The organism is Lapillicoccus sp. (assembly GCF_025353065.1).
GTDB lineage: Bacteria > Actinomycetota > Actinomycetes > Actinomycetales > Dermatophilaceae > Lapillicoccus.
In genome coordinates, this window is sequence record NZ_JANXRJ010000109.1 from 1 (window position 1) to 21,581 (window position 21,581).

Below are 21,581 nucleotides of genomic sequence, written 5' to 3' on the forward strand. Positions count from 1 at the left end.
TTGAGACGCGAGTACTCAGTCTGTAATGAGGCTAGGGCTCGAGCTTGAGGAGGATCGATGGGTCACAGTGCCCCGGTTGGTGCGGTGGGTAGTTCGGGCGATGAGTCGCCGGTCGAAAACGCGGTCGGGCCGCGGGAGGGCTGGTCGAAGCGGCGGTCGTTCACGGTGGAGTACAAGCGAGCGATGGTCGAGGAGTACGACCGTGCGCCGCATGGGCGGAAGGGGATGATCTTGCGGCGGGAGCGGTTGTATGACTCCCACATCCAGGAGTGGCGGGCCGCGGCAGCGGCCGGGACGCTCGAGCACCCGGTCAAGCGGGGCCGGCCGAAGGGAACGACCCGGGCCCGGTCGCCGGAGCAGGCGCGAATCGCGGTGTTGGAGCGGGAGAACGCCTCGCTGACGGCCCAGCTTGACCAGAAGGACGCGGTGATCGCGAAGCGGGACGACGCGTTGGAGGTGCTGGGAAAAGGAGTCGCGTTCTTGGAAGCTCTGTCATCGAGGAACGCGCGATGAGCCGGGCCGCGTATGCGGGGTGGCAGACAGAAACGGTGGACGAGTTGACCCCGCTGGTCGGGGTGGGCACGGCGTGCCGGTTGGTCGGGCGGTCCCGGGCCACGCATCACCGTCAGGCTCACCCAGCACCGCCGCTGCTGGGGCCACGACGTCGTGCGCAGCACCCGGCGCAGCTGGGTCCGGCTGAGCGGGACCAGGTTCTGGCGGTGCTGACCGGCGAGGCGTACGCGGATATGTCTGTGACTCAGGTCTGGGCGTGTGAGCTCGACGAGGGCCGGTACTGGTGCTCGGCCCGCACGATGTACCGGATCCTCGCCGGCTTGCAGCTGACCGGGGACCGTCGCCGGCAGGCCACCCACCCCCCGCGGACCATCCCCGAGCTGGTCGCGACGGAACCAAACGAGGTCTGGTCGTGCTTGTGGCTGGACATCACGAAGCTGCGGGGCCCGGCCCCCGGGGTGTGGTTCCACGCGTACGTCGTGCTCGACATCTTCTCCCGGTACGTCGTGGGGTGGCGGATCGAGGCCGTCGAGGACGGTGACCTTGCCGCGGACCTCGTAACGGACATCGTGACCGAGCAGGGCACCTCACCGGGATACCTCCACGCGGACGGTGGGGCGGCGATGACGTCGAAGGCGTTAGCGTCGCTCCTGGTCGACCTCGACGTGCGTCGGTCCCATAACCGGCCACGGACCAGTAACGACTGCGAGTATGGACATGTCGCCACCGGTCGGGCCTGGCCCTTGTAACGACCGGCCCCTCGGGTGCCTTCGGGTTGATCTGCCGGTCCGCACCGGTGGCGACGACCAGACCACCGGCCTGGCGGGCAGTGACCTCATAGGAGCGTGGCCCTCCAGGGCCTCGTCGCAGTCGTGTCCGCCCGCCCGACCGGCGGTGACCCATACCCGCCTGCCAGCGAGGAGAAGGCCATCACCAGCATGCCCGCCACCGACCCCAATGTCACCGTCACGATCGTCAACATCGTCACGGTCGGCGTCGACACCCACAAAGACGTCCACGTCGCCGTCGCGCTTGACGCCCTGGGCCGCCGACTCGGCGAACTCCAAATACCGACCACAACCATCGGGTATGACCAGCTCCACCACTGGGCCGCCGGGCTCGGCCACATCGATGCCTTCGGGGTGGAGGGAACTGGCTCCTACGGCGCCGGGCTCACCCGGCACCTGCGTCACCACGGCATCCACGTCATTGAGGTCAACCGGCCGGACCGGGCCACCAGGCACCGCAAGGGCAAGTCCGACCCCATCGACGCCGAATCGGCCGCCCGGGCCGTCCTCGCCGGCACCGCCACCGCCGCCCCCAAAGCCGGCGACGACCAGGTCGAGGTCATCCGGATCCTCAAACTCACCCGCGACTCCGCCGTCAAGGCCCGAACCCAGACCATCAACCAGCTCAAGGCCGTCCTGGTCACCGCACCAGCCGAGCTACGCGAGTCCCTCAGCGGACTCGGACGGGTCGCGTTGCTGGAACGCTGCGCTGGGCTGCGTCCCGGGCAACCCACCACACCGCTGACTGCCGCCAAGTACGCCCTGCGGATGCTGGCCCGGCGCGCCCTCACCCTCCAATCCGAGGCTCGGCAACTGCACGAGCAACTGGCCACCCTCACAGCCGCGGCCGCGCCGGCGCTCCTGCAGCTGACCGGCGTGGGACCTGACACCGCCGCAGCGCTCCTGCTCGCGGCCGGCGACAACGCCCACCGGCTCCACAGCGAAGCCGCGTTCGCCGCCCTGTGCGGCACCAACCCGGTCCCAGCCTCCTCCGGCAAAATCACCCGCTACCGCCTCAACCGAGGCGGTAACCGGCAGGCCAACGCCGCGCTGCACCGCGCCGTCGTCACCCGTATGCACTGGCACGAGCCCACCCAGGTTTACGTCGCTCGACGCACCGCCGAAGGCAAGACCAAACCCGAAATCATGCGCTGCCTCAAGCGCTATCTCGCCCGCCAGGTCTACCGCGCCCTACCCATCACACCCGTTCAAGACCAGTCCGCCGACCCCCGCAAAAACCTCGCCCCCGCGGCTTGACACAACATAGGAGCATCAACCCGTTCTCGGAGTCGCAGTTCAAGACGATGAAGTACCTGCCGGACTACCCGTCCCGGTTCACCACGATCGGTGGCGCCCGCGCGTGGATGAACGCTTTCACCCAGTGGTACAACCACGAGCACCGGCATTCGGGGATCGGGCTACACACCCCTGCGAGCGTGCACTACGGCACCGCTGACGCGGTCCGGGCCGCACGGCAGGTCACCCTGAACGCGGCCTACGCCGCACACCCCGAGAGGTTCCCCCGGGGACGGCCCCAGGCACCCCCGCTGCCCGAGCGCGTCACCATCAACGACCCCGCCACCCGGCGGATCAAGACCCCAACAAAATAGGCTGGCAACGTCTCACTTGACTTGACAACTACCGGGTGTGCAGGAGTTCCTCGTGGTGGACGGACAGCAGCGGCTCACGACCCTGACAATCCTGCTGACGGCCATCCGCGACCGCAGGGATCACGAGTCCCCCGAGCACTTCGAACGGATCAACGAGCCCGCTGAGAGTCGCGTAACGGAACTCGAACACGGATCCGGGCACGTAGTCCTCGAACTACCGGTCGCCGATCGGCGCGGGCAGGTCGACCTCACTGAGCAGCCCGGTCATGATCCGGCCGCTTCACTTGCGTTGGTGGAGGACTCGGCGATTCGCTTAATCGCCCGGAGGGTCTTTGGTATGCCTTCGAGGGCCTGCTGCGTGCGGTCGGCGATCTGAACGCGCGCGTTGTCGCCGAACTTGTCCTCGAACATGGCGATCCCGCCTGGCAGGAACTTCCAGGACTCGGTGAGCGCCGTTCCCGTCTCGACTGGGGCGAGGGTGAACCCCCAGCGGACGAAGCTGCCACCCACCACCCAGGCGAACTCGCGACCACGCTCGGCTGCCACGACCTCCGACCGGGTCTCCCAGGTTCGGTGCGGGAGCTCGTTGTGGCCGGTGAACCAGGCACCGACCTGACCGGCCTCGACCTCGTCGTCCCACCAGCACGACCGACAGACTGGGCTCCACTCGCCGGTGCGGGTGATGTCGGAGACCAGGTCGTAGAGTTTCTCGGCCGACGCCTCGACCGTGACGGACTCCTGGTGACTGCGGACGCTGGTCTCCCTCGTGCTTCCCCCCTCTGCGGGGGTCACTTCTTTTGCCGTCGGCTGCCGCTGTGCCAATCCTCCTGCTTTCCGACCGTGTCGACGTCACCTCCGAGGGCGGCTAGCTGTGGCTGCTCGCGCAGGCTGCGCTTGAGCTCGGCGAAACCCGGGAAGCGGGCCAGTCCGACCACGTGGTCCCACAGCTCGGCGGCCGAGTCCTCGGGTGGCAGCCGGCTGATCACCGGCCCGAAGAAAGCCACACCGGTGGGTGGCTCGAAGTGGATGATGGGCGTGCCCACGTCCTTACCCGTCAGCGAGAGTGCCTCGTCGGTCTCCGCCCGGATCTCGAGGTCCCACGACTCGTCGCCTAGTGCGTCCGCCAGCTCGAGCGGCAGACCCGCCTCGGCGAGGATCGGCTCCGCGAACTCACGCGTCCCGCGGAGCTCACGCACCTCACCCTCGGTCCGCCGGTCATCGGAACCGGGGGCGGTGTCGAAGATGTGGGCCCCGAACGCGGCGTACAACGGTGCCATCGCCTCGCGTCCGTGCTCGGCACGTGCCCGGGCGGCCACCCGCAGGAGCCGCAGCCCGGCGGTGTGCCCGGCTTCGTACTCGGGGGGGAAGTGCGCGTCGTAGTCGACCTCGGCGTTGATCAGGCGCAACGAGATGAACCGCCAGTCCACGGTGTAGTCACGGTGGGACTGCACCTGCCGCACCCACTTGCTGGTCATCCAGGCGAAGGGGCAGACAGGGTCAAAGTAGAAGTTGATGTCGGCGTCCATTCCTCCACCCTAGTTAAGGATCCGCATGCGGCCGCGGTTCGTCCCGTATGGGACACCAATGCGGACACTGACTGTCGGCGGGCTCTACAGCTTCTGTCGTGGTCGTAGGCCGTCCTCCCCCGCGAATGCGGGGACAGTCGCTCGAGGCGACTCGGGAGTTCACCCCGAGCAGGAAGGCGCAGGTCTTCGTGCGACGGCAGCAATCGCTGCTGCGCCACTCCGCCGCGTAAGGGGCGTTTTTGAGTTGCTGCCGTGTTGGGGGGAGTCACGTTGACGTGTTGCCTCCCAAACCGTGAGTGTGTCCGGATTGATGGGGTCGGGGCACCCCTTGATCGTTCGAGTGAAACCTCTCACAGCACCCTCAAGAGCAAGCATCGCGATGGCAGGGGCCACTACTCAGCTCATTCGGGCGTCGGTGTCAAACAGGGTTTCTTCGATCTTGGTCGATGTGTGTCTGACGACGAAGGTGCGTTGCCCGACGCGCCAGAGCCCGTCTCCTCGTTGCAGATCGGGAAGCTGGTCTCGTTCGGCGGTGGACAGGCCGAGGGCGGCGGCGGTGGCGGGGGCTTCGCTGGTCTCCTGTTGGTAGATGATCTTGGTGGAGCAGTCGGCGAGCAGGCCGCGGGCCAGGGCTCGCGCTTCGGAGCCGACGTCGCCGACGGCGTCCAAGTCGGAAAGACGGTGGACGATGAGGAGGTTGGCGATGCCGAGGCCGCGGGAGAGTTTCCACTGGGACTGCATGCGGGCGAGGTGATGCCGCTCATCGAAAGTCCCCAGGGTTGCTCATCGAAATTCCCCACCCTGTGGCGTTGGTCAGGTTAGCGGATCAGGTGGTGGTGGGGTGTTGATGAGGTCGGTGATCGCGACGGGTTCGTCGCAGTGGGGGCAGGTGCCGCCGAGGCCGACGCGGGTGCAGGGCTGGTTGCAGTCGGGGCGCCACTGCTGGCCGTGGTAGCGGGTGTCGCAGGCGGGGCAGGCGTAGATCGTGACGTCCCGTCGTCGGATGGCCTGGGGGACAACGGGTTCGGTGATGACTGCCGCGCTGGTGTGGCGGCGGGTCCAGGCAGTCTTGCGGCAGCTCTCGGTGCAGTAGCGCTGTCGGCCGACCTTGGTGAAGGGGGTCCAGCAGACCGGGCAGAGCAGCTGGTTCGGGTCCGTCCTGGGTGCCGGGGCTGCTGATGCTGTCGTCGCGGCGTCGTCGTCGCGCGGGGTTCTCGGTGTGGTCGGGGTGTCAGCCATGGTGGGCTGCCGCCTGCAGGGTGTGGGTGCGGGCGTGGTGGTCGCGTAGGCGGTAGGAGTCGCCGCCGATGTCGAGGACGACGGAGCGGTGTAGGAGGCGGTCGAGCAGGGCGGAGGCGCCCTCGGCGGGCAACGGCAATTATCCGAGCTCATGCTGGTGGCTGATCACGAGGAGGGTGGGGCCGGCGAAGAACCGCATGGTGGTGGCCCAGCGTCCCTCGATCGCGGCGCGGTGGCAGCGGGCGGTCAGGTTTGAGGTGTGGGGTGGGCGGTGGTCACGTAGGTGCGGTAACCGTCCTCGGCGGCTTTGCGGGCCAGGCCGACGGCGAGGTGGGTCTTGCCGACGCCGGGCGGGCCGATCATCAGCACGTTCGTTGCGGATTCCAGGTAGCGCCCGGTGGCGAGGTCCGCGATCAGGTGCGGGTCGACCCCGGTAGCGGCGTCATAGTCGAAGTCGTCCAGGGTGGCCGGGGTCGGCGTCAGAAGGCGTAATTGGATGCAAACGGGGAGCACCCCACGCGGCGACCGGGATAGCCCAGATCTCGTTTACCGCCATCGCGGCCCAGCACACGGACGCGACGACGCTTGGGGCGTGTCCGGCTCAGTTCGTGGCGGAGAAGGCGCTGTCGAAGGACGCGGTTGGTGGGTCCAACAACTGAGACCGAACGTAGGCGAGGGCTTCGGGTGCGCCTCGGAGGCGGTCCATGCCGGCGTCCTCCCATTCGATGGAGATGGGCCCGTCGTACTGGATGGTGTTCAGCATGCGGAAACAGTCCTCCCAGTCGACGTCACCACGGCCGGTGGAGACGAAGTCCCATCCGCGACGGTGGTCGCCCCATGGTAAGTGTGAGCCGAGGACGCCGCGGCGGCCGTCGCGGGGTCGGACTTTGGTGTCCTTGCAGTCGACGTGGTAGATCCGGTCCTGGAAGTCCCACATGAACTGCACCGGGTCGATGTTCTGCCAGACCATGTGCGAGGGGTCCCAGTTGATTCCGAACGCCTTGCGGTGCCCGATCGCTTCCAGGGCGCGGACGGTCGAGTGGTGGTCGTAGGCGATCTCGGAGGGGTGGACCTCGTGGGCGAAGCGCACTCCGAGGTCGTCGAAGACGTCGAGGATGGGGTTCCACCGGGCGGCGAAGTCCCGGTAGCCGGCGTCCACCATGTCGGCCGATGCCGGCGGGAACATCGCGATGTACTTCCAGATCGCTGACCCGGTGAACCCGACGACCGTCTGCACGCCGAGCCGGGCAGCGGTCCGGGCAGCGTCCTTCACCGCGTCTGCGGCCCGCCGTCGTACTCCCTCGGGGTCACCGTCCCCCCACACGCTCGGGGCGAGGATGCCCCGGTGCCGCTGGTCGATGGGGTCGTCGCACACGGCCTGGCCCTGGAGGTGCGCGCTGATCGCGAAGACCTGCAGCCCGTGCCGTTCCAGCGTTTCCTTCTTGCCACGGATGTAGTCGTCGTCGACGGCTCCGCGGGCCGGGTCGAGGTGGTCGCCGCTGCAGGCGATCTCCAGGCCGTCGTACCCCCATCCTGCGGCCAGCCGGGCCACCTCCTCGAAGGGGAGGTCGGCCCACTGGCCGGTGAACAGGGTGACCGGACGCGTCATCGGTTCATCCCCTCTTCTGGCCGCGGGTGTCGGCGATGTGCTCGGCGACCCGCCACGCGTTGGCCATGATGGTCAGTGTGGGGTTGGCGCCGGTGGCGGTGGGGAACGGCGCACCGTCGACGATGAACAGGTTGTCGACCTCGTGGGCCCGGCAGTTGCGGTCGAGCACGGAGGTGCCGGGGTCGTCGCCCATCCGGGCGGTGCCGTGCTGGTGGGAGCAGTTCCCGGTGACCTTGTCCGGATAGACCTTGTAGATCTTCTGCGCGCCGGCGGCCTGGAGGATGTCGGCGTCCCGGTCGACGAGGAAGCGGCCCATCGCCAGATCGTTCTGATGTGGTTTCAGGGTGATCCGGGCCACGGGCAGCTCCCACGCGTCGACGACGTCCTGGTCGAGCTCGACGCGGTTCGACAGCTGCGGCATGTCGTGCACCACCATCGACACCGCCATGCTGTGGTTGAAGAACTGCTCGTCCATCGATTTCGCCTCCGGTCCCCAGAGCGGCCGGTCCGGCAACCCCCAGTTGATCGGCAGCGGGATCCCGACGCCCGCGCAGGCGATGTGGCCGCCGCTGGCGAAGCCGCGAGACTCGTCGTGATTGTAGAACTGCATCGAGCTGGCGCTGACGTAGCCGCCACCGGCCCACGCGTAGATCGGGTCGTCGAAGAGACCGATGGCGGAGCTGTACTCGTGGAACGTCACGTTCCGCCCGAGCATGTCGCTTCCGTTGGCCAGCCCGTGCGGGAAACGCGCGGACGTGGACAGCAGCATCAGGCGCGCCGTCTCCACGGCGCCGCAGGCGAGGACGAAGACGTCGGCCTCCTGCACGAAGGTCTCACCCGCCTCGTTCTGGTAGACGGCGGCGCTGATCCGGCCCGACGCGTCGACGGTGAGCTCGCGGACGTAGCTCTCCGGTCGTAGGTCGTAGCGCCCGGTCGCGAGGGCATCGGGCACGAATACGTTGAGGGCGCTGGAGCGGGTACCGGTCGGGTCGCCGTGCTGCTGCGCGAAGGCGCTGATGACCGTGGCGGGTCGCCCGTTGTAGGGCCGCGAGAGGGCGGCCTGAGGGGTCGGGAACGCGTTCCAGCCGAGCGCCCTCGTGCCTTGGTGAAACTTCTGGGCGTATCGCGACAGCGGAAGCGGCGGGCACGGGTACCCCTTGCTCCTCGGTCCCTCGTAGGCGTTGGCGCCGGCGAGGCCGGACACTCCGAACGCCCACTCGACCTTGGTGTAGTACGGCTCCAGCTCGTCGTAGGTGATAGGCCAGTCGACGAGCGAGGTGCCCTCCAGGTCACCGACCACGGAGTGCAGCCGGAAGTCCTCGGGGGTGAACCGGGGCAGCCAGCCCTGCCAGTGGACGGTCCCACCGCCGACCATCTGAGGCACCGGGCAGAACATCTGGACGACGGGCTCCTGGTCGGCGCCTTCGCGGTAGGTCCGCGGGTTCAGCAACGGGTCGGGCCAGAGGTTGTAGCGGTTGACGTTCGCCAGCTCGTCACCGCCGAAGGTCTCCTTGGTGCGCCACGGACCGCGTTCGAGGGCTACGACGGAGAACCCACGCTCGGTCAGCACCTTGGCGGCCGCGGCACCGGAGGCCCCTGCTCCGATGATGCAGACGTCTGTCCGGTCAGGCTTTGGCGCGCTCACGGGTGACCTCCATCTCCTGCTCGTGACTGCCGTCGGCGAAGTACTCGATGACGGTGTAGCGACCGGTGTGCACCTCGGCCAGGGAGCTGGGCCCCGGGAAGCCGATCGCCTTCCAGCCCATGCGGTCGCGGTTGCCGCCGTAGATGGGGTCGGCGTAGAAGCCCTGCCGCGTATGCAGCGCCAGGAGGGCGAGGAAGCTCAGGGAGATCTCGACGCTGGCCTGTTGCAACGCGGGCTCCACGGGGGCGTAGCCGCTGACCGACTGCGCAGTGTTGAGGGCGGTGCTTTCTCCCGGTCGCTCGATCGCCGTCAGGACGCGGTCCTGCTGCTTGGCGTCCAGATCGACGAACGCGGCGCCGTACGCGTCGGCGCTGCGCCGATCGAGGTCGACGATGCCCTCGACGTAGGTCGACCGCAGGATCTCGACGCGTCGCCGCCACGCGTCCGCACGCCGGCCGGTCAGCGCCTCGAAGCCGCTGCCGTCCGGCTTGGCATAGATGCGGTCGATGCCCGCGAGGTAGCTCTCGAGGAAGTCGATGGCGCCCGCCTCGGTGGCCCCGGGTGTGTCGGTGGTGGGGATGATACGGGCCATCGCCGCAGCGAGGGTGTCGTGCTGGTGCGGATCGAAGAACGTGCTCATCGAGTGGTGATCCTCTCTCTGGTGGCTGCCTGCTGGTGCGGTCGGGGTCCGGTGCTGTCCGTCAGGCGGACGTCTGCGGCGACGTCCACCCACTGTCCGGTCCGGACGGAGTCGACGACGGCGGCGGTGATCCGGGTGGCCCGCAGCCCGTCGTCGAAGCTGGGGAGGCCGTCGGGTGCGGCTCTTCCGGCGACCGCGGTGTAGACGTCGGAGACGAACGAGGTGAAGGCGTCCTGGTAGCCCTGGGGGTGGCCAGCCGGCAGCCGGGAGTATGCCGCGGCATCGCCGGGCATCGTGTCCGGGCCCCGCGGGATGACCCGGCTCTCGCGGACCCCGCCGACCCAGAGGCTGTCCGGAAGCTGCTGGTCGAAGACGTAGGCGGCGTCGAGCCCATCGAAGGAAAACCACAGCCGGTTCTTGCGACCGAGGGACACTTGGCTCACCACCACCGATCCCGTTGCCCCTCGGTCGGTCTCGAACAGGACGAGCGCCCCGTCCTCGGTCGTGACGGATGCCGGGGTGGTGTCGCCGCCGTCGCGCACCGGCCGCTCAGGGACGGCGGTGGACCAGGTGGCGATGAGACGGGTGATCCGGTGACCCGTGACGAACTCCATGAGGTCGCACCAGTGGACGCCGATGTCCCCGAAGGCGCGGGAGGCGCCGCCCAACGCGGGGTCGACCCGCCAGTTGACGACGTCGCCACCAGACAGCCAGTCCTGCAGGTAGGAGCCGTGCAGGAGCCACAACCGTCCGGCGTCGCCGCGGCGGATCCGCTCGCGGGCCTCCCGGACCGCCGGGTAGAAGCGGTAGACGAACGGCACCGCAGTGACGACGCCCGCCGCGGCCGCGGCGGTGACCAGGTCTGCAGCGCTCTGCGGGTCAACGGCGAGGGGCTTCTCGCAGATGACGGCTTTACCTGCGCGGATGGCCGCCTGCGCGAGCTCGGCGTGCGTCGCGTTGGGGGTGCAGATGTGCACGACGTCGACGTCGTCGCGGGCAATCAGCTCCAAGCCGGACGCGGCGGCGTGCCCGGCGCGCCACGCCGTCGCCGCGTCGGCCGCCTCGGAGAGGGACGACGACGCGACCGCCTGGACGACACCGCCGGAGGCCCGGACGGCGGCGGCATGCACGCCGCCGATGAACCCCGTCCCAATGATGCCGGACCGGATGGGATCCACGGCTGCTACTTCCGACGGGCCAGTGCGACCGCGAGGATGATGATCGCCCCGCGGACCACTTGCTGCTGGCTCGTGTCCAGCCCCGCGAGGATCAGCCCGTTGTTAATCAGCCCGATGAGCAGCGCGCCGAACACGGTCCCCACGACGGTGCCGCTGCCGCCGAACAGGCTGGTGCCACCGAGAATCACCGCAGCGATCGCGGAGAGCTCGTCGCCGGTGCCCCACTGGTAGCGGCCGGACTGCAGCTGACCGGCGTACAGCATGCCCGCGAGCGAGGCGAGCAGCGCCGAGATGAGCAGGACGCGGAAGGTGATCGAGCGGGTGTTGACGCCGGTGAACCTCGCCGCGTCAGGGTTTCCGCCGGTGGCCAGCACCTGCCGTCCGAAGCGGGTTTTGGCCAGGACGACCGCACCGACGACGACGCTGATGACCATCCAGACGACCAGGCCGGGGATCGGGCCGAGGTCACCGGAGCCGAACACCTTGTTGTAGGCGTCGGACAGGATCGGCTGCGGTGCCGAGGCCGTAATCCACTGCGCCACGCCGGCGGCGATGCCGAGCATGCCGAGGGTGACCAGGAACGACGGGATCTTGAGGAACGCGACGAGCCCACCGTTGATGGAGCCGACCACCAGCCCGGTAAGCAGGCCCGCGACGATCCCCAGGATCACCCCGTAGTTCGCGATCGTCATCGCGGTGACGACGCTGGCCAGACCTGCGGTCGCGCCGACGCTGAGGTCGATCTGGGCGGCGGCGATGACGAAGGTCATGCCGACCGCGATGACCGTCACCGTGGCTGTCTGCCGGACGATGTTGAGGAGGTTCCCGCCGGTGAGGAAGCCCTGGCCGCCGAGGGTGACAGCGAAGATCAGGAAGACCACGACGAAACCGATGTAGATGACGTATCGGCGCCAGTCCAACCCCTGGAGCGGGTTGGATCGTGGCGGCGCCGCGTGGGTAGTGGTGGTGGGGGGTGTTGCGGTCTGGTTGGTCATGATCAGACTCCTTGGACGGCGAGCTGGAGGGATTCTTCGTTGGGGATGTCGGTGCGTTCGAGCTGCGAGTCGATGGCTCCGCCTCGCAGCACCAGGACGCGGTCACTGACCGCGAGCAGCTCCGGCAGCTCGGACGAGATGACGATGACGCCCTTCCCGGTGTCGGCGAGCCGGCGGATCGTCTCGAGGATCTCGGATTTGGTGCCGATGTCGACGCCGGCGGTGGGTTCGTCCATGATCAGCACGTCGGGGTCCGTGCCGAGCCACTTGGCAATGACGACCTTCTGCTGGTTGCCACCGGACAGCAGTCGCACGGGTCTGCCCGGGTTGGCGACCTTGACCTGGAACCGTTCGATCAGCTGGTCGGCCAGCGAGCGACCGGCGCGATCGGACACGAACGGTCCTCGCTTCAGCTTGCCCAGCACGGGCAGCAACAGGTTGTCGCGGACGGAGTGGTCGAGGACGAGTCCCTGACGTCTTCTGTCCTCGGGCACCAGGACGATCCCGTGCTCGCTGGCGTCCCGGGGGCTGCTGAGGTCGACCTTCGTGCCGCGGACCAGCACCTCGCCGGAGTCGAGCGGGTCGATCCCGAAGAGCACGCGCGCCAGCTCTGTGCGGCCGCTTCCCATCAGTCCCGCCAGCCCGAGGATCTCCCCCTCATGGAGGGTGAAGCTGACGTCGTTGACCCGGGTCCCCGACTGCAGGTTGCGGACCTCGAGCAGGGCCGTCGGAGAGTCCGCCCGGGCCCGCTTCTTGTACTCGAGCCCCCCCTCGACCGCCTTGCCGACGATCCCCTCGACGATCTGGGCGGGCGTCACCTCGGTCAGCCGCTTGGTGAACAGCCGCCGGCCGTCTCGCAGGATGGTGATGCGGTCGGCGATCCGGTAGACCTCGTCCATCCGGTGCGAGATGTAGACGATGGAGATCCCCTGAGCCTTCAGCCTTTCCACGAGCTGGAATAGCGACTCCGTCTCGTGCTTGGCGAGACTGGCGGTCGGCTCGTCCATGATGAGCACCTGGGCGTTCTGCGCCAGGGCCTTGGCGATCTCGGTGAGCTGCCAGTAGGCGGTGCTCAGGTCGCCGAGGACCGCGCCCGGGTCGATGTCGACCTCCATGATCTTGAAGACCTCGCCGGCCAGCCGGCGCGCCTCACGGTCGTTGATGAAGCGGCCGCCCCTCAGCGGCTCGTGGCCGAGGTAGATGTTCTGGGCGACGGTCAGCGTCGGGATGAGGCTGAACTCCTGGAACACCATGCCGATCCCGGCAGCCTTGGCCTCGAAGATGCTGGAGTGGGTGACCGGCTGCCCGTCGATGAGGATCTCGCCCTGGTCGGCGGTGTAGACCCCCTGCAGGATCTTCATGAGCGTTGATTTGCCGGCTCCGTTGCCGCCGGCGAGGGCGTGGACCTCACCTTTGGCGACCTCGAAGCCCACGTCACGAAGCACCGATGTCGTGTCGAAGGACTTGTAGATGCCGCGCATCTCGACGGCCAGGCCCGTGGGCGCTGATGGCATCGGCTCGGTCGGCGTGGGGTCAGATGGCATGGGTTCACTTGGCATTGAAGGAGTCCTTGAGGTCGGCAGGGGGGGCCTGGTGGTAGACCTGCTGCCAGGCCTGGAGCACGTTCTCGTGCGTGACGGCCAAGGCAGGAAGCGCCACGTAGGGCGGGGCCGTCTTGCCGATGAGGGATCCGGCACCAAGCAGGGCCTCGGTGACCCCCTGGTCGAACGGCACCTGGGCGCCGAGACCGACGATCATGGTGTTCTTGGCCATGTTGATGGCCACGATCTTTCCGAGGTCCTCGGTGGCGATCCGCAGGCCGAGCCGACCGGCAGCCCGGGCGGCGGCGAGGATGCCCTCGGACGGGACGTCCCACACACCCCAGATGCCGTCCAGGTCAGGGTGCGAGATCATGATGGCCGACGCCGAGTTCTGCGCCTGGGTGGCGAAGTCCGGGCCACTGACACCCTTGCTCTCCACGATCTGGATGCCCGGGTAGTCCTGCTGGATCGTGGTGCGGAAGCCGTCGTACCGCTGCTTGGTGACGAAGAAGTCGGCGTCGTGGTAAATCACGCCGATCTTCCCTTTGCCGTCCAGGGCCTTGGCCAACAGGTGCGCAGAGATGACACCGTTGCCGTAGTTGTCCGCCGAGACGCAGGACACGTAGTCCGTACCTGCCTTGAAGCCGGCCGGGACGTTGTCCATGAAGACCAGCTTTGCCCCACCTGCGGCGGCGGCCCGGTACGCCGAGGCGGTGGCGACGGGATCGGTCGGCAGCGACACGATGATGTTGGGCTTCTTCGCCATCACCGTCTGCAGGTTGTTGACCTGTGTCTTGGGGTCGAAGTTGGCGTCGGTGGTGGCGACGACCTCGATGCCCAGCTTGGCGAATTCCGAACGCAGACCGGCGATCTGCGCCTGCGACCAGTCGTCGCCACCGGTGTGCATGACGATGGCGGCCTTGGCCTTGAGGGCTTTGACCTTGTCGACCTCGGCCGGTGTCAGCTCGGCCGTGCTGGCCGGTGAGGCGGTCTCGCCGTTCGGGCCCTTGCTGAGGACCTGGCCGGCCACCTTGGCCAAGGCCGCGTCGGCGATGGTCGAGGTGGGCTTGGGCAGCGTCTGACTACCACCGGGAAAGGCGCAGCCTGCCAGGGTGGCCAACAGGGCGAGCGTGGGCACGGCGATCAGTGATGACCGATACTTCATGATGCCTCCGGGGCAGGGCTCGAGGAGCTGTGGTGTGGAGAGGGGGCCACGGGGGCGGTGAGGTCGTCCCGGGCGAGGGAGAAATCGAGAAAGGCCTTGCTCGTTTCGGCGGCGGCCCTGGGGTCGCCGTCGAAGGTGTCGAGCTCGACGACCAGCCAGTCGTCGTAACCGATCTCGTTGATGGCGGCGAAGATGTCGTCGAAGTCGAGCTCTCCCGCGCCGAGCGGTTGAAAGGCCAAGGGCGTGCGGGTCAGGTCCTTGAGGTGGATGTGGGCCACCCGGTCGGCGTACGTGCGGATGAGGGCGCCCGGGTCGCCGCCGCCGGCGGCGAGGTGGGCCGTGTCCGGGCAGAACGCGATACGGCTGTGGTCGAATACGCGCTCGATCTGATCGGGGCTTTCCGCCATCGTCCCGAGATGCGGGTGATAGCTGGCCGCGAGTCCGTGAGCCTCGGCGATGTCTACGACCCGGTCGAGACTTGCGCCCAGTCTCAGGTAGTCCTCTGCGGTCGTGCCGGCCGCCCGTCGGGCACCGCCACCGACGACGAGCCGCTTGGCATTGAAGGTGACGGCGAGCTGCGCGGCGCGGGTGATGCGATGCAGCTCGTCGTCCAGGATGTCGGGGTAGATGAAGTTGGCGCCGGCGTAGACGCTGACCAGCTCGACCTCGTGCGCCTGCAGGACGGCGATGAGGGCCTCCGGTGTCTCGGCGACATCGAGGAGGTTGCCGTCGAACATCTCCGTCCCGGCGAAACCGGCCGCTGCGATGTCCGCGATCGCCTGTGGCATGGACCCGGGCGATCGGTAGAACAGGTCCTTCACCGAGGTGACCCCCGACGCGTCACCGACGACGCCCGAACCCCAGGTGATCGAGTGGTAACCAAGCTTCATGCCGGGCCAACCTTCCTCCGGCAGCAACACTGCTGCCCTCATGAAACCCCCGACAGCACGCTGCTGTCGGTTTCGACGCCTCTACCGTTGGGGAGAGCGTAGGTACGCCAGTTCTGGTGGACAATGGGCCTGAATAACGCGTTTCTCGACATATTTGGAGCCGAAAGTGCCGCTTCCCCTCAGCCAGTGGCCCCCCGTGCGGCTGACGGTGCCCGCACCACTCCTACGGACCGACGGAGCCCAGGTGATGAGCTCACTGGCCCGGCTGATCGCCTCGGGTGCAGTTCAGAGCCGCACGGAGCTGGCAAACCGTACCGGCCTGGCCCGCTCCACGATCGGGGTACACCTCGACCGGCTGGAAGCCTCCGGCCTCATCCGGGAGGCGGGCCTTGCTGCTGCCAGTGGTCCCGGCCGGCCGGCCCGATGCCTGGGGCTCTCACCGGAGGCGGGCCTGGTCCTGGTCGGCGATCTCAGCGTGCACACCGCACGCGTTGTCGTCGCTGACCTCACGCAGCGGTTGCTCGCCCAGCAGACGTATCCCATCCGGATCGCCGACGGCCCCGAAGATGTCCTTGCCGGCTTGGAGCAGGCCTGGCGGCACCTGCTGCTCGAGATCGACGCCGACCCCCACCAGGTACGTACGGTGGCGGTCGGGCTTCCCGGCCCGGTCGACCACTCGACCGGGACGCCGGTCCGGCCGCCACTGATGCCGGGATGGGACGGCTACCCCGTGGGGCAGGTGCTCGGTGAGCGGTTCGGGTGCCCTGCGCTGGTCGACAACGACGTCAACATGATGGCCCTCGGTGAAGCCCGGGCCCTGCCCATGACGCAGTACCCCCTGGTTTTCATCAAGGTCTCGACCGGGATCGGGTCCGGGATCATCGGCGCCGCCGGGGACCTGCACTACGGAGCCGACGGCGCGGCCGGCGACATCGGCCACATCCAAGTTCCAGACAGCGACCACGTAGCCTGCCGATGCGGCAACAGGGGCTGTTTGGAGGCGGTGGCCTCGGCCTCGTCGATGATCCGGGCGCTGCGAGATCCAGACGCCGATCTCGGCACCCCTCCCGGCGAGTTCACCACTGCTGAGCTCGAGGCGCTGGTCGCCCGGATTGCCCAGGGCGACACTGAGACGACCCGGCTCGTCAAGGACGCGGCCACTGTGCTGGGCCAGCTCGTTGCGTCGTTGGTCAACGTCCTTAACCCGGCACGGATCGTGCTCGGCGGCGCCCTCGCCGCAGCCAGTGACGACATGCTGGCCGGTGTCCGCAGCGGCGTGTACAGCCGCGCCCTACCCCTGGCCACCCGCAACCTAACCCTCTCCTACAGCGTGCTGGGCCCCGTTTGCGGGGTCGTCGGTGGCGTGGTCAGTGCTATCGAGCACGTCCTCTCCCCAGAAGGCCTCACCGTGCTCCGCTCATAAGCACATAGGGCCACGACGGCGCGGTTTCTGCGAGGCCGGGGCAAAGCCGTGCGGCAGGACGTCCGCATCCGTCAGAAGCGCCGCGAATCGTCGGCGGTCCTCCACGCTGCCTTCCGGGCGTGGACACACCGGTCGGCGCCGTTGCAGGGCGACTATTAGGGCACCTTGCGCCCAATGACGAGCAGCCGCTCGCCGAGCAGTGAGGGGTCCCGTTCAAGGTAGGTTTCCAGGGTCGCCTCGGACGGCAGCGTTGCTGCGCTCAGACGCTTCGGGGTATCCCGTCGATCCGCCACATCCCCATCTCCACCGGCATGGCCCACAGCCTCCTTGAAAGCGGTCGGGCCCGCAGCGCTGCGAAAAAGATTTTCGCCTTGCCGACCTTGCATCCAAACCCTAGCTCGCGTCGCGGCGTTTGAGCCCGTCAGATGGGCGCTTGGAGCGCGTGCTCCGACCCTCGAAAAGTCAGGGTGCCCGCGTTGGCGAGGCCGAGCGACTGACGTGGTGGCGAGGTAGCCGAGCGACATGCAGTCGGGCCGGTGAGTCACTTCGCCGCGAGTGCGGCCGTCTCCTACCGCTGCTTTTCGGCGCACCCAACCGCTGGATCATGGGTTGTCGCGGGCGTCGTTGCGATCGCGAGATCTGGTGCAGTGTGGCCGGTTCCGCCGAGGCGGGTGAGGTTGGTGGGTGCGCGCGCCGACCTCAGTGGGTGCTGTCCAGGATCAGTCGGGTCGCTTCGTGCGGTGCGTCCCACTGCGGAAAATGACCGCACCGCTCGAACCAGTGCAGCACCGCGTCGGGGAACAGCTCCGTGGCACGTGCGGCCTGTTTCGGCAAGGTCACCAGGTCACGCCGCCCCCACCCGATCGTGACCCGGCCGGGCACCGTACCCGCGAGGGCGCCCTGTTGCTTGGGTCCTTTGGTCAGGGCGTCCAGCGCAGCCCCCGTCGACGGTGCGTCGGCCAGGCCGGCCACATCCGGCAGACAGGTCTCGCGCGAAAGCGACCAGGGGCGCGCCGACAACTGGGCCAACAGCACCGTCCGTCCCACCGGGCTGCCTAGCAGTGAGGGCAACCTGCTGCGCAACGCACGGACCAGGACGATCGATGGCCGCAGCGTGGCACCGAAGACGGCGACCTCGCGGTCACTCCAAAAACCGCCTGGGTCCAATGCCACGGTGTCGCCGCCGACCCCTCGCCGGGCGAGCTCGAGCACCATGCGGCCGCCCATCGACTGGCCGACAGTGGCCACCCCGTCCAGCCCCTGCTCGTGGATGAAGTCCACGACGGAGTCCGTCAGGGTCGCGATCGAGACCTCACCGGTCAGTGGTGGCGTTTCGCCGAACCCCGGAAGGTCAACAGCGATGACCTCCCGATGCTCCGCAAGTTCGTCGATCATCGGGGCCCACGAACGCCACCCTGCGCCCAGACCGTGCACCAGCAACAGCGGCCTGCCGCGTCCACGCCGAATGTGATTGAGTGTCATTTTTTCGACGGTATCTCATCCGATTTCGGGTGTTGTCAGCGCACCCATTGTGCGGACGGTGGGCGTGCAGCCGCAGCCCACCGGACTGGCCGAGCCAGGCGGGCCCGTCCCAGGGTGTTTGCCGCACGTAAGCCACACCGTCGTCACGAGGTGCGTCACATCGCCGCGAAGCGGCCGCCCACTTCCGCCGCGAGAGGGGCCGTCCCGCTCCGCAGCAAGGCCCGCGTTCTCCGGGGGGAAGTGAGGTCGTGGGGGGTGACCACTTGGCTCAGGCGGGTACTGGCGCTGGCCCTTCGGTGATGATGACGGGTACGGAGGGGTCCAGTTGCGCAAGAAGGCTAGGTCCGTCGGGCGGGCAGGCGGCTACGGTTCCCTCGGCGGCGCGGATCTCGAGGCCCGCGCTGGAGGGCAGCGGGGCCAGGATGTAGAGGAGGATCGACGTCCCTGTCCTCGTCGAGGACGCGATGAGTTGCCGGATGGCCGTCTGCAGTTGTGTCCTGGTGTACTGCCGGCAGGTGACCGTCAAGGGGTAGATTTCGCGCGCCCAGTCGATGGCATCGAGAGACGCAGGGTCGGTGGGGATTGTCGCGAAGGGCGGCGAGGCCCCCGTCGTGCAGGCGTAAGCCACCGAATGCGGTGGTGCCGGCGAGGTGGTCCTGGATGTCCTGATGCTGAGAGTGGGTCAGCGAGGATGGCATGGGCACGGACGGCCTCGCCGATCCAGGATTCTCGGAGGACGTCACCGCCTCATCTTCTCTCGTGGCCTCTCGCCGTATCAAGCAATCGCGTAGGCGGCCCGCCATGCCTACCGCGTCCTTCCGCCGCCTGTCGGGCGCTACCTGAACTAGACGACGACCTCGATGTTGCCGTCCGTGGAGTTGCTGGAACGGCGACGGGACACGATCCGCGGGTGGGAGGGTGCGGGTGGCGTACGTGACGGGGGCCATGTGAGGTAGAGCCCGACGACGTCGCGGATCTTGGCCTCCAGCTCGGGGTCGGTGGAGAACTTGAACGTCTCGGCTTTCCAATGTGGACGATCAGGTAGTACATCTTCTCTCCGATCAACCTCCGCGCCTGCCGTTTCGTCTTCCATCGCGTGACTTTCGGGGCATGGCGTTGAGGGGCTGCGGCGCGGCGTCGATGTCCTCGGGGGCCACTTCAGGCTGGCCTGCTCGGACATCGAGGTCGGCGGGAGAGAGACGCTCGACCAGTCGGGGTCGCTCGACAGCGAGGACACGTGTTGGTGGCCTGTGCCAGAGTCGCGGACGACCCCCAGGCAGCCTATCCGGGCGGGTCGCGGCGTTGGGGCGTAGGCCCCGAGCGGAGGGGGCCTCCAGGCGTCTCCTAGTTTGTCGTGATCAGCGCTATGGACCTGGCGGTCGCGGCCTCCAGTCCGGCGGCCCCAGACCACACCTACATCTCACCTACACCCCTGCTCCATGAAGAGCCGCATCAGAGTGGGGGAGCCCGAAGGCGGCGGTCTGGGGCTCGGTGAGGTGCGTTGTGGCGTGGTGGCCCTGATACGGCCCCAGGAAAGTGCGTCCTACTGCGCCGTCTCCAGCAGGGTGAGGGAGATGTCCCAGAGTCTTCGCGCGGATTCTGGGTCGAGCGCGTAGGGCAGCACGCCGTGGATGCCGGCGACGATCGCGGGGACGACTTCGGCCTGATGGCAGTCCTCGAAGTACCGGCCGCCGACGCCCTCGAGCTCGGGCGAAGTGGCAAGCAGTGCGCTAGTAGCCGCGCCCTGCTCGGGTGTCTTGGCCTGCATCCCCGCGTCTTGCGCCATCTGCTTCATGCGCGCGAGCTCCGCCGGAGCGGCGTGACGCTGCAGGTTCGTCCAGCTGACGCCCGGCATGACCGCGTTCGCCGTGATCCCGTCAGCTGCCCAGCGGCGAGTGGCCTCGACCGCGAAGAGCGCGTTCGCCGTCTTGGACTGTCCGTAGGCGAGTCGCGGGTCGTACGGGCGGTGCTCGAAGAAGAGGTCGTCGAAGACGACAGGTGAGGAGCCGTGACTGCTGGAGGAGAGCGACACGATGCGCGCCGCGCCATCGGCGGTCAATGCGTCGTGCAGGCCGAGCGCGAGGGCGAAGTGGCCGAGGTGGTTGATCCCGAACTGAAGCTCGAAGCCTTGCGCGGTCTTCCCCTGGGGCGTGTTCATCACCCCGGCGTTGTTCACGAGCAGATGGAGCGGGCCGCTCCATCGGGCGGCGAACGCGGCGACCGAGGCGAGGTCCGCGAGGTCGAGCGCCTCGACATAGACACGGTCGTTGCCTGTAGAGGCGACGATGTCGGCAGCCGCGACCGTTCCCGCGGCGACGTCGCGGACGGCGAGCGTGACGGCGGCGCCAGTCGCAGCGAGAGCTCTGGCGGTCTCGACGCCGATGCCGGAAGCGGCGCCCGTGACGATCGCGGCTCGGCCGGTGAGGTCGACGCCGGTGACGACCTCGAGGGCGGTGCTGGTGGCGGAGAACGACGACGTGGAGGTCATGAGGTCCTGACTCGGAAGGTAACTAACTAGTTGGTAATATCAAGGTAGCAGACGTTCTGCCGCAGGACCACCGGGTAGGCTCGGCGCTATGGTCCAGGACTCACCGGCGACGCGCGCGCGGATCCTGGCCGCCGCCGTCGAGGAGTTCTCCGCCCACGGACTGGCTGGCGCGCGCATCGACCGCATCGCCGAGGCGGCTGTCGCGAACAAGAGCTCGATCTATGTGTACTTCGGAAACAAGGAGAAGCTTTTTGCGGCCGCGATGGACCGCGTCATCGGCGATCTCTCGGATGCCGTTCCGCTTACCGAGCACGACCTGCCGAACTACGCTGGGCGCATGTTCGACTATGTCGTTGACCATCCCGAGGCACTCCGGATGAGCATGTGGCGCCACCTCGAGCGGCCGTCCGCCGGGCCCGTCGTCACCGAGCTCTATGAGCGAAAGCTTGAGGCCATGGCGAGCGAAGCGCACCCGAGTGGCCTACCCCCTATGGACCTCCTTGTGCTCGTCGTCGGCCTGTCCGGCGCGTGGCTTACGAGCTCGCGCGACCTGCTCGCTGCCGAGGGCGGCGACCCCTACTCCGCCGAGCGCCTCGCGACCCATCGTGCCGCAATGGTCGAGGCTGCGCGGCGTGTCGTGGACGGCGTCTGACGCAGGCACGAGCCCCAGGACACTGAAGTACGCATTTCATCTGCGGCGAAAAGGGGCTCGTCACAGATCAGGGTGTAGGTGCAATGCCACGTAGCCTATTTTGATCATGCTGCTCGGGTGGTCATGGCGTGCAGGTGGATGGTTGGTGGGCTGTGGTGGCGGGTGCTGGCCGGTTCGTCAGGTTTCTTGACGCGGTA

Annotated in this window: 22 protein-coding genes and 1 pseudogene; 6 read left to right on the plus strand and 17 right to left on the minus strand. The window is 68.1% G+C overall.

Going from position 1 to position 21,581, the window contains the following annotated elements; translation table 11 throughout:
- Positions 1-57 precede the first annotated feature (57 nt).
- The 4 genes and pseudogenes from Q0R63_RS08925 to Q0R63_RS08940 all read left to right on the plus strand — a co-directional run.
- Positions 58-513, plus strand: a complete 456-nt coding sequence (locus Q0R63_RS08925; protein WP_295696487.1) for a hypothetical protein — start codon at positions 58-60, stop codon at positions 511-513.
- 239 nt (positions 514-752) lie between these two features.
- Positions 753-1,262, plus strand: a complete 510-nt coding sequence (locus tag Q0R63_RS08930; protein WP_295696489.1) for a DDE-type integrase/transposase/recombinase — start codon at positions 753-755, stop codon at positions 1,260-1,262.
- Positions 1,263-1,358: 96 nt separating this feature from the next.
- Entirely contained in the window at positions 1,359-2,558 is a 1,200-nt protein-coding gene (locus tag Q0R63_RS08935; RefSeq protein ID WP_295696492.1) for an IS110 family transposase, read from the plus strand.
- Between the two features lie 17 nt (positions 2,559-2,575).
- Positions 2,576-2,911: pseudogene (locus Q0R63_RS08940) on the plus strand (integrase core domain-containing protein); the annotation flags it as partial.
- Between the two features lie 264 nt (positions 2,912-3,175).
- Here Q0R63_RS08940 and Q0R63_RS08945 read toward each other — a convergent pair.
- The 14 genes from Q0R63_RS08945 to Q0R63_RS09010 all read right to left on the minus strand — a co-directional run bounded on the left by Q0R63_RS08945 (position 3,176) and on the right by Q0R63_RS09010 (position 15,339).
- Positions 3,176-3,703 carry an SRPBCC family protein gene (locus Q0R63_RS08945; protein WP_295696494.1) on the minus strand — a complete coding sequence of 176 codons (528 nt, stop codon included), beginning with the start codon at positions 3,701-3,703 and terminating at the stop codon, positions 3,176-3,178.
- On the minus strand, positions 3,700-4,437 hold the full coding sequence (locus Q0R63_RS08950; RefSeq protein WP_295696496.1) for a hypothetical protein: 738 nt from the start codon (positions 4,435-4,437) through the stop codon (positions 3,700-3,702). Before Q0R63_RS08950 ends, Q0R63_RS08945 begins: the two co-directional genes overlap by 4 nt.
- A gap of 396 nt (positions 4,438-4,833) precedes the next feature.
- Positions 4,834-5,178 (minus strand): hypothetical protein, encoded by a 345-nt coding sequence (locus Q0R63_RS08955; RefSeq protein WP_295696499.1) that lies wholly within the window; start codon positions 5,176-5,178, stop codon positions 4,834-4,836.
- Between the two features lie 72 nt (positions 5,179-5,250).
- Positions 5,251-5,676: a hypothetical protein gene (locus tag Q0R63_RS08960; protein WP_295696502.1), complete on the minus strand. Its 426-nt coding sequence runs from the start codon at positions 5,674-5,676 to the stop codon at positions 5,251-5,253.
- On the minus strand, positions 5,669-5,815 hold the full coding sequence (locus tag Q0R63_RS08965) for an ATP-binding protein (RefSeq protein ID WP_295696504.1): 147 nt from the start codon (positions 5,813-5,815) through the stop codon (positions 5,669-5,671). The genes Q0R63_RS08960 and Q0R63_RS08965 overlap by 8 nt, the downstream gene beginning before the upstream one ends.
- 107 nt (positions 5,816-5,922) lie before the next feature.
- Positions 5,923-6,189, minus strand: coding sequence for an ATP-binding protein (locus Q0R63_RS08970; protein WP_295696506.1), 267 nt, complete (start codon positions 6,187-6,189; stop codon positions 5,923-5,925).
- A gap of 88 nt (positions 6,190-6,277) precedes the next feature.
- The gene (locus Q0R63_RS08975; protein WP_295696508.1) at positions 6,278-7,285 is read right to left on the minus strand and encodes a sugar phosphate isomerase/epimerase family protein; all 1,008 of its coding nucleotides are present in this window, start codon (positions 7,283-7,285) and stop codon (positions 6,278-6,280) included.
- A gap of 4 nt (positions 7,286-7,289) precedes the next feature.
- Positions 7,290-8,930, minus strand: coding sequence for a GMC family oxidoreductase (locus tag Q0R63_RS08980; protein ID WP_295696510.1), 1,641 nt, complete (start codon positions 8,928-8,930; stop codon positions 7,290-7,292).
- Positions 8,911-9,570, minus strand: a complete 660-nt coding sequence (locus tag Q0R63_RS08985) for a gluconate 2-dehydrogenase subunit 3 family protein (protein ID WP_295696513.1) — start codon at positions 9,568-9,570, stop codon at positions 8,911-8,913. Before Q0R63_RS08985 ends, Q0R63_RS08980 begins: the two co-directional genes overlap by 20 nt.
- Positions 9,567-10,748 carry a Gfo/Idh/MocA family oxidoreductase gene (locus tag Q0R63_RS08990; RefSeq protein ID WP_295696516.1) on the minus strand — a complete coding sequence of 394 codons (1,182 nt, stop codon included), beginning with the start codon at positions 10,746-10,748 and terminating at the stop codon, positions 9,567-9,569. Before Q0R63_RS08990 ends, Q0R63_RS08985 begins: the two co-directional genes overlap by 4 nt.
- A 5-nt stretch (positions 10,749-10,753) precedes the next feature.
- The gene (locus Q0R63_RS08995; RefSeq protein ID WP_295696518.1) at positions 10,754-11,743 is read right to left on the minus strand and encodes an ABC transporter permease; all 990 of its coding nucleotides are present in this window, start codon (positions 11,741-11,743) and stop codon (positions 10,754-10,756) included.
- Between the two features lie 2 nt (positions 11,744-11,745).
- Positions 11,746-13,287 (minus strand): sugar ABC transporter ATP-binding protein, encoded by a 1,542-nt coding sequence (locus tag Q0R63_RS09000; RefSeq protein ID WP_295696520.1) that lies wholly within the window; start codon positions 13,285-13,287, stop codon positions 11,746-11,748.
- A gap of 4 nt (positions 13,288-13,291) precedes the next feature.
- On the minus strand, positions 13,292-14,449 hold the full coding sequence (locus Q0R63_RS09005; protein ID WP_295696523.1) for a substrate-binding domain-containing protein: 1,158 nt from the start codon (positions 14,447-14,449) through the stop codon (positions 13,292-13,294).
- Positions 14,446-15,339, minus strand: a complete 894-nt coding sequence (locus Q0R63_RS09010; RefSeq protein ID WP_295696525.1) for a sugar phosphate isomerase/epimerase — start codon at positions 15,337-15,339, stop codon at positions 14,446-14,448. Before Q0R63_RS09010 ends, Q0R63_RS09005 begins: the two co-directional genes overlap by 4 nt.
- 247 nt (positions 15,340-15,586) lie before the next feature.
- Between Q0R63_RS09010 and Q0R63_RS09015 the strand changes: the two genes are divergently transcribed.
- On the plus strand, positions 15,587-16,762 hold the full coding sequence (locus Q0R63_RS09015) for an ROK family transcriptional regulator (RefSeq protein WP_295696537.1): 1,176 nt from the start codon (positions 15,587-15,589) through the stop codon (positions 16,760-16,762).
- Between the two features lie 699 nt (positions 16,763-17,461).
- Here the strand turns inward: Q0R63_RS09015 and Q0R63_RS09020 are convergent.
- The 3 genes from Q0R63_RS09020 to Q0R63_RS09030 form a co-directional block, all read right to left on the minus strand.
- Positions 17,462-18,244 (minus strand): alpha/beta fold hydrolase, encoded by a 783-nt coding sequence (locus Q0R63_RS09020; protein WP_295696527.1) that lies wholly within the window; start codon positions 18,242-18,244, stop codon positions 17,462-17,464.
- A gap of 268 nt (positions 18,245-18,512) precedes the next feature.
- Complete coding sequence (locus Q0R63_RS09025; protein ID WP_295696530.1) at positions 18,513-18,872, minus strand: hypothetical protein; 360 nt, start codon at positions 18,870-18,872, stop codon at positions 18,513-18,515.
- Between the two features lie 915 nt (positions 18,873-19,787).
- Positions 19,788-20,732 carry an SDR family NAD(P)-dependent oxidoreductase gene (locus tag Q0R63_RS09030; RefSeq protein ID WP_295696533.1) on the minus strand — a complete coding sequence of 315 codons (945 nt, stop codon included), beginning with the start codon at positions 20,730-20,732 and terminating at the stop codon, positions 19,788-19,790.
- 88 nt (positions 20,733-20,820) lie between these two features.
- Between Q0R63_RS09030 and Q0R63_RS09035 the strand changes: the two genes are divergently transcribed.
- Positions 20,821-21,384, plus strand: coding sequence for a TetR family transcriptional regulator (locus Q0R63_RS09035; RefSeq protein ID WP_295696535.1), 564 nt, complete (start codon positions 20,821-20,823; stop codon positions 21,382-21,384).
- The last annotated feature ends 197 nt before the right edge of the window (positions 21,385-21,581 follow it).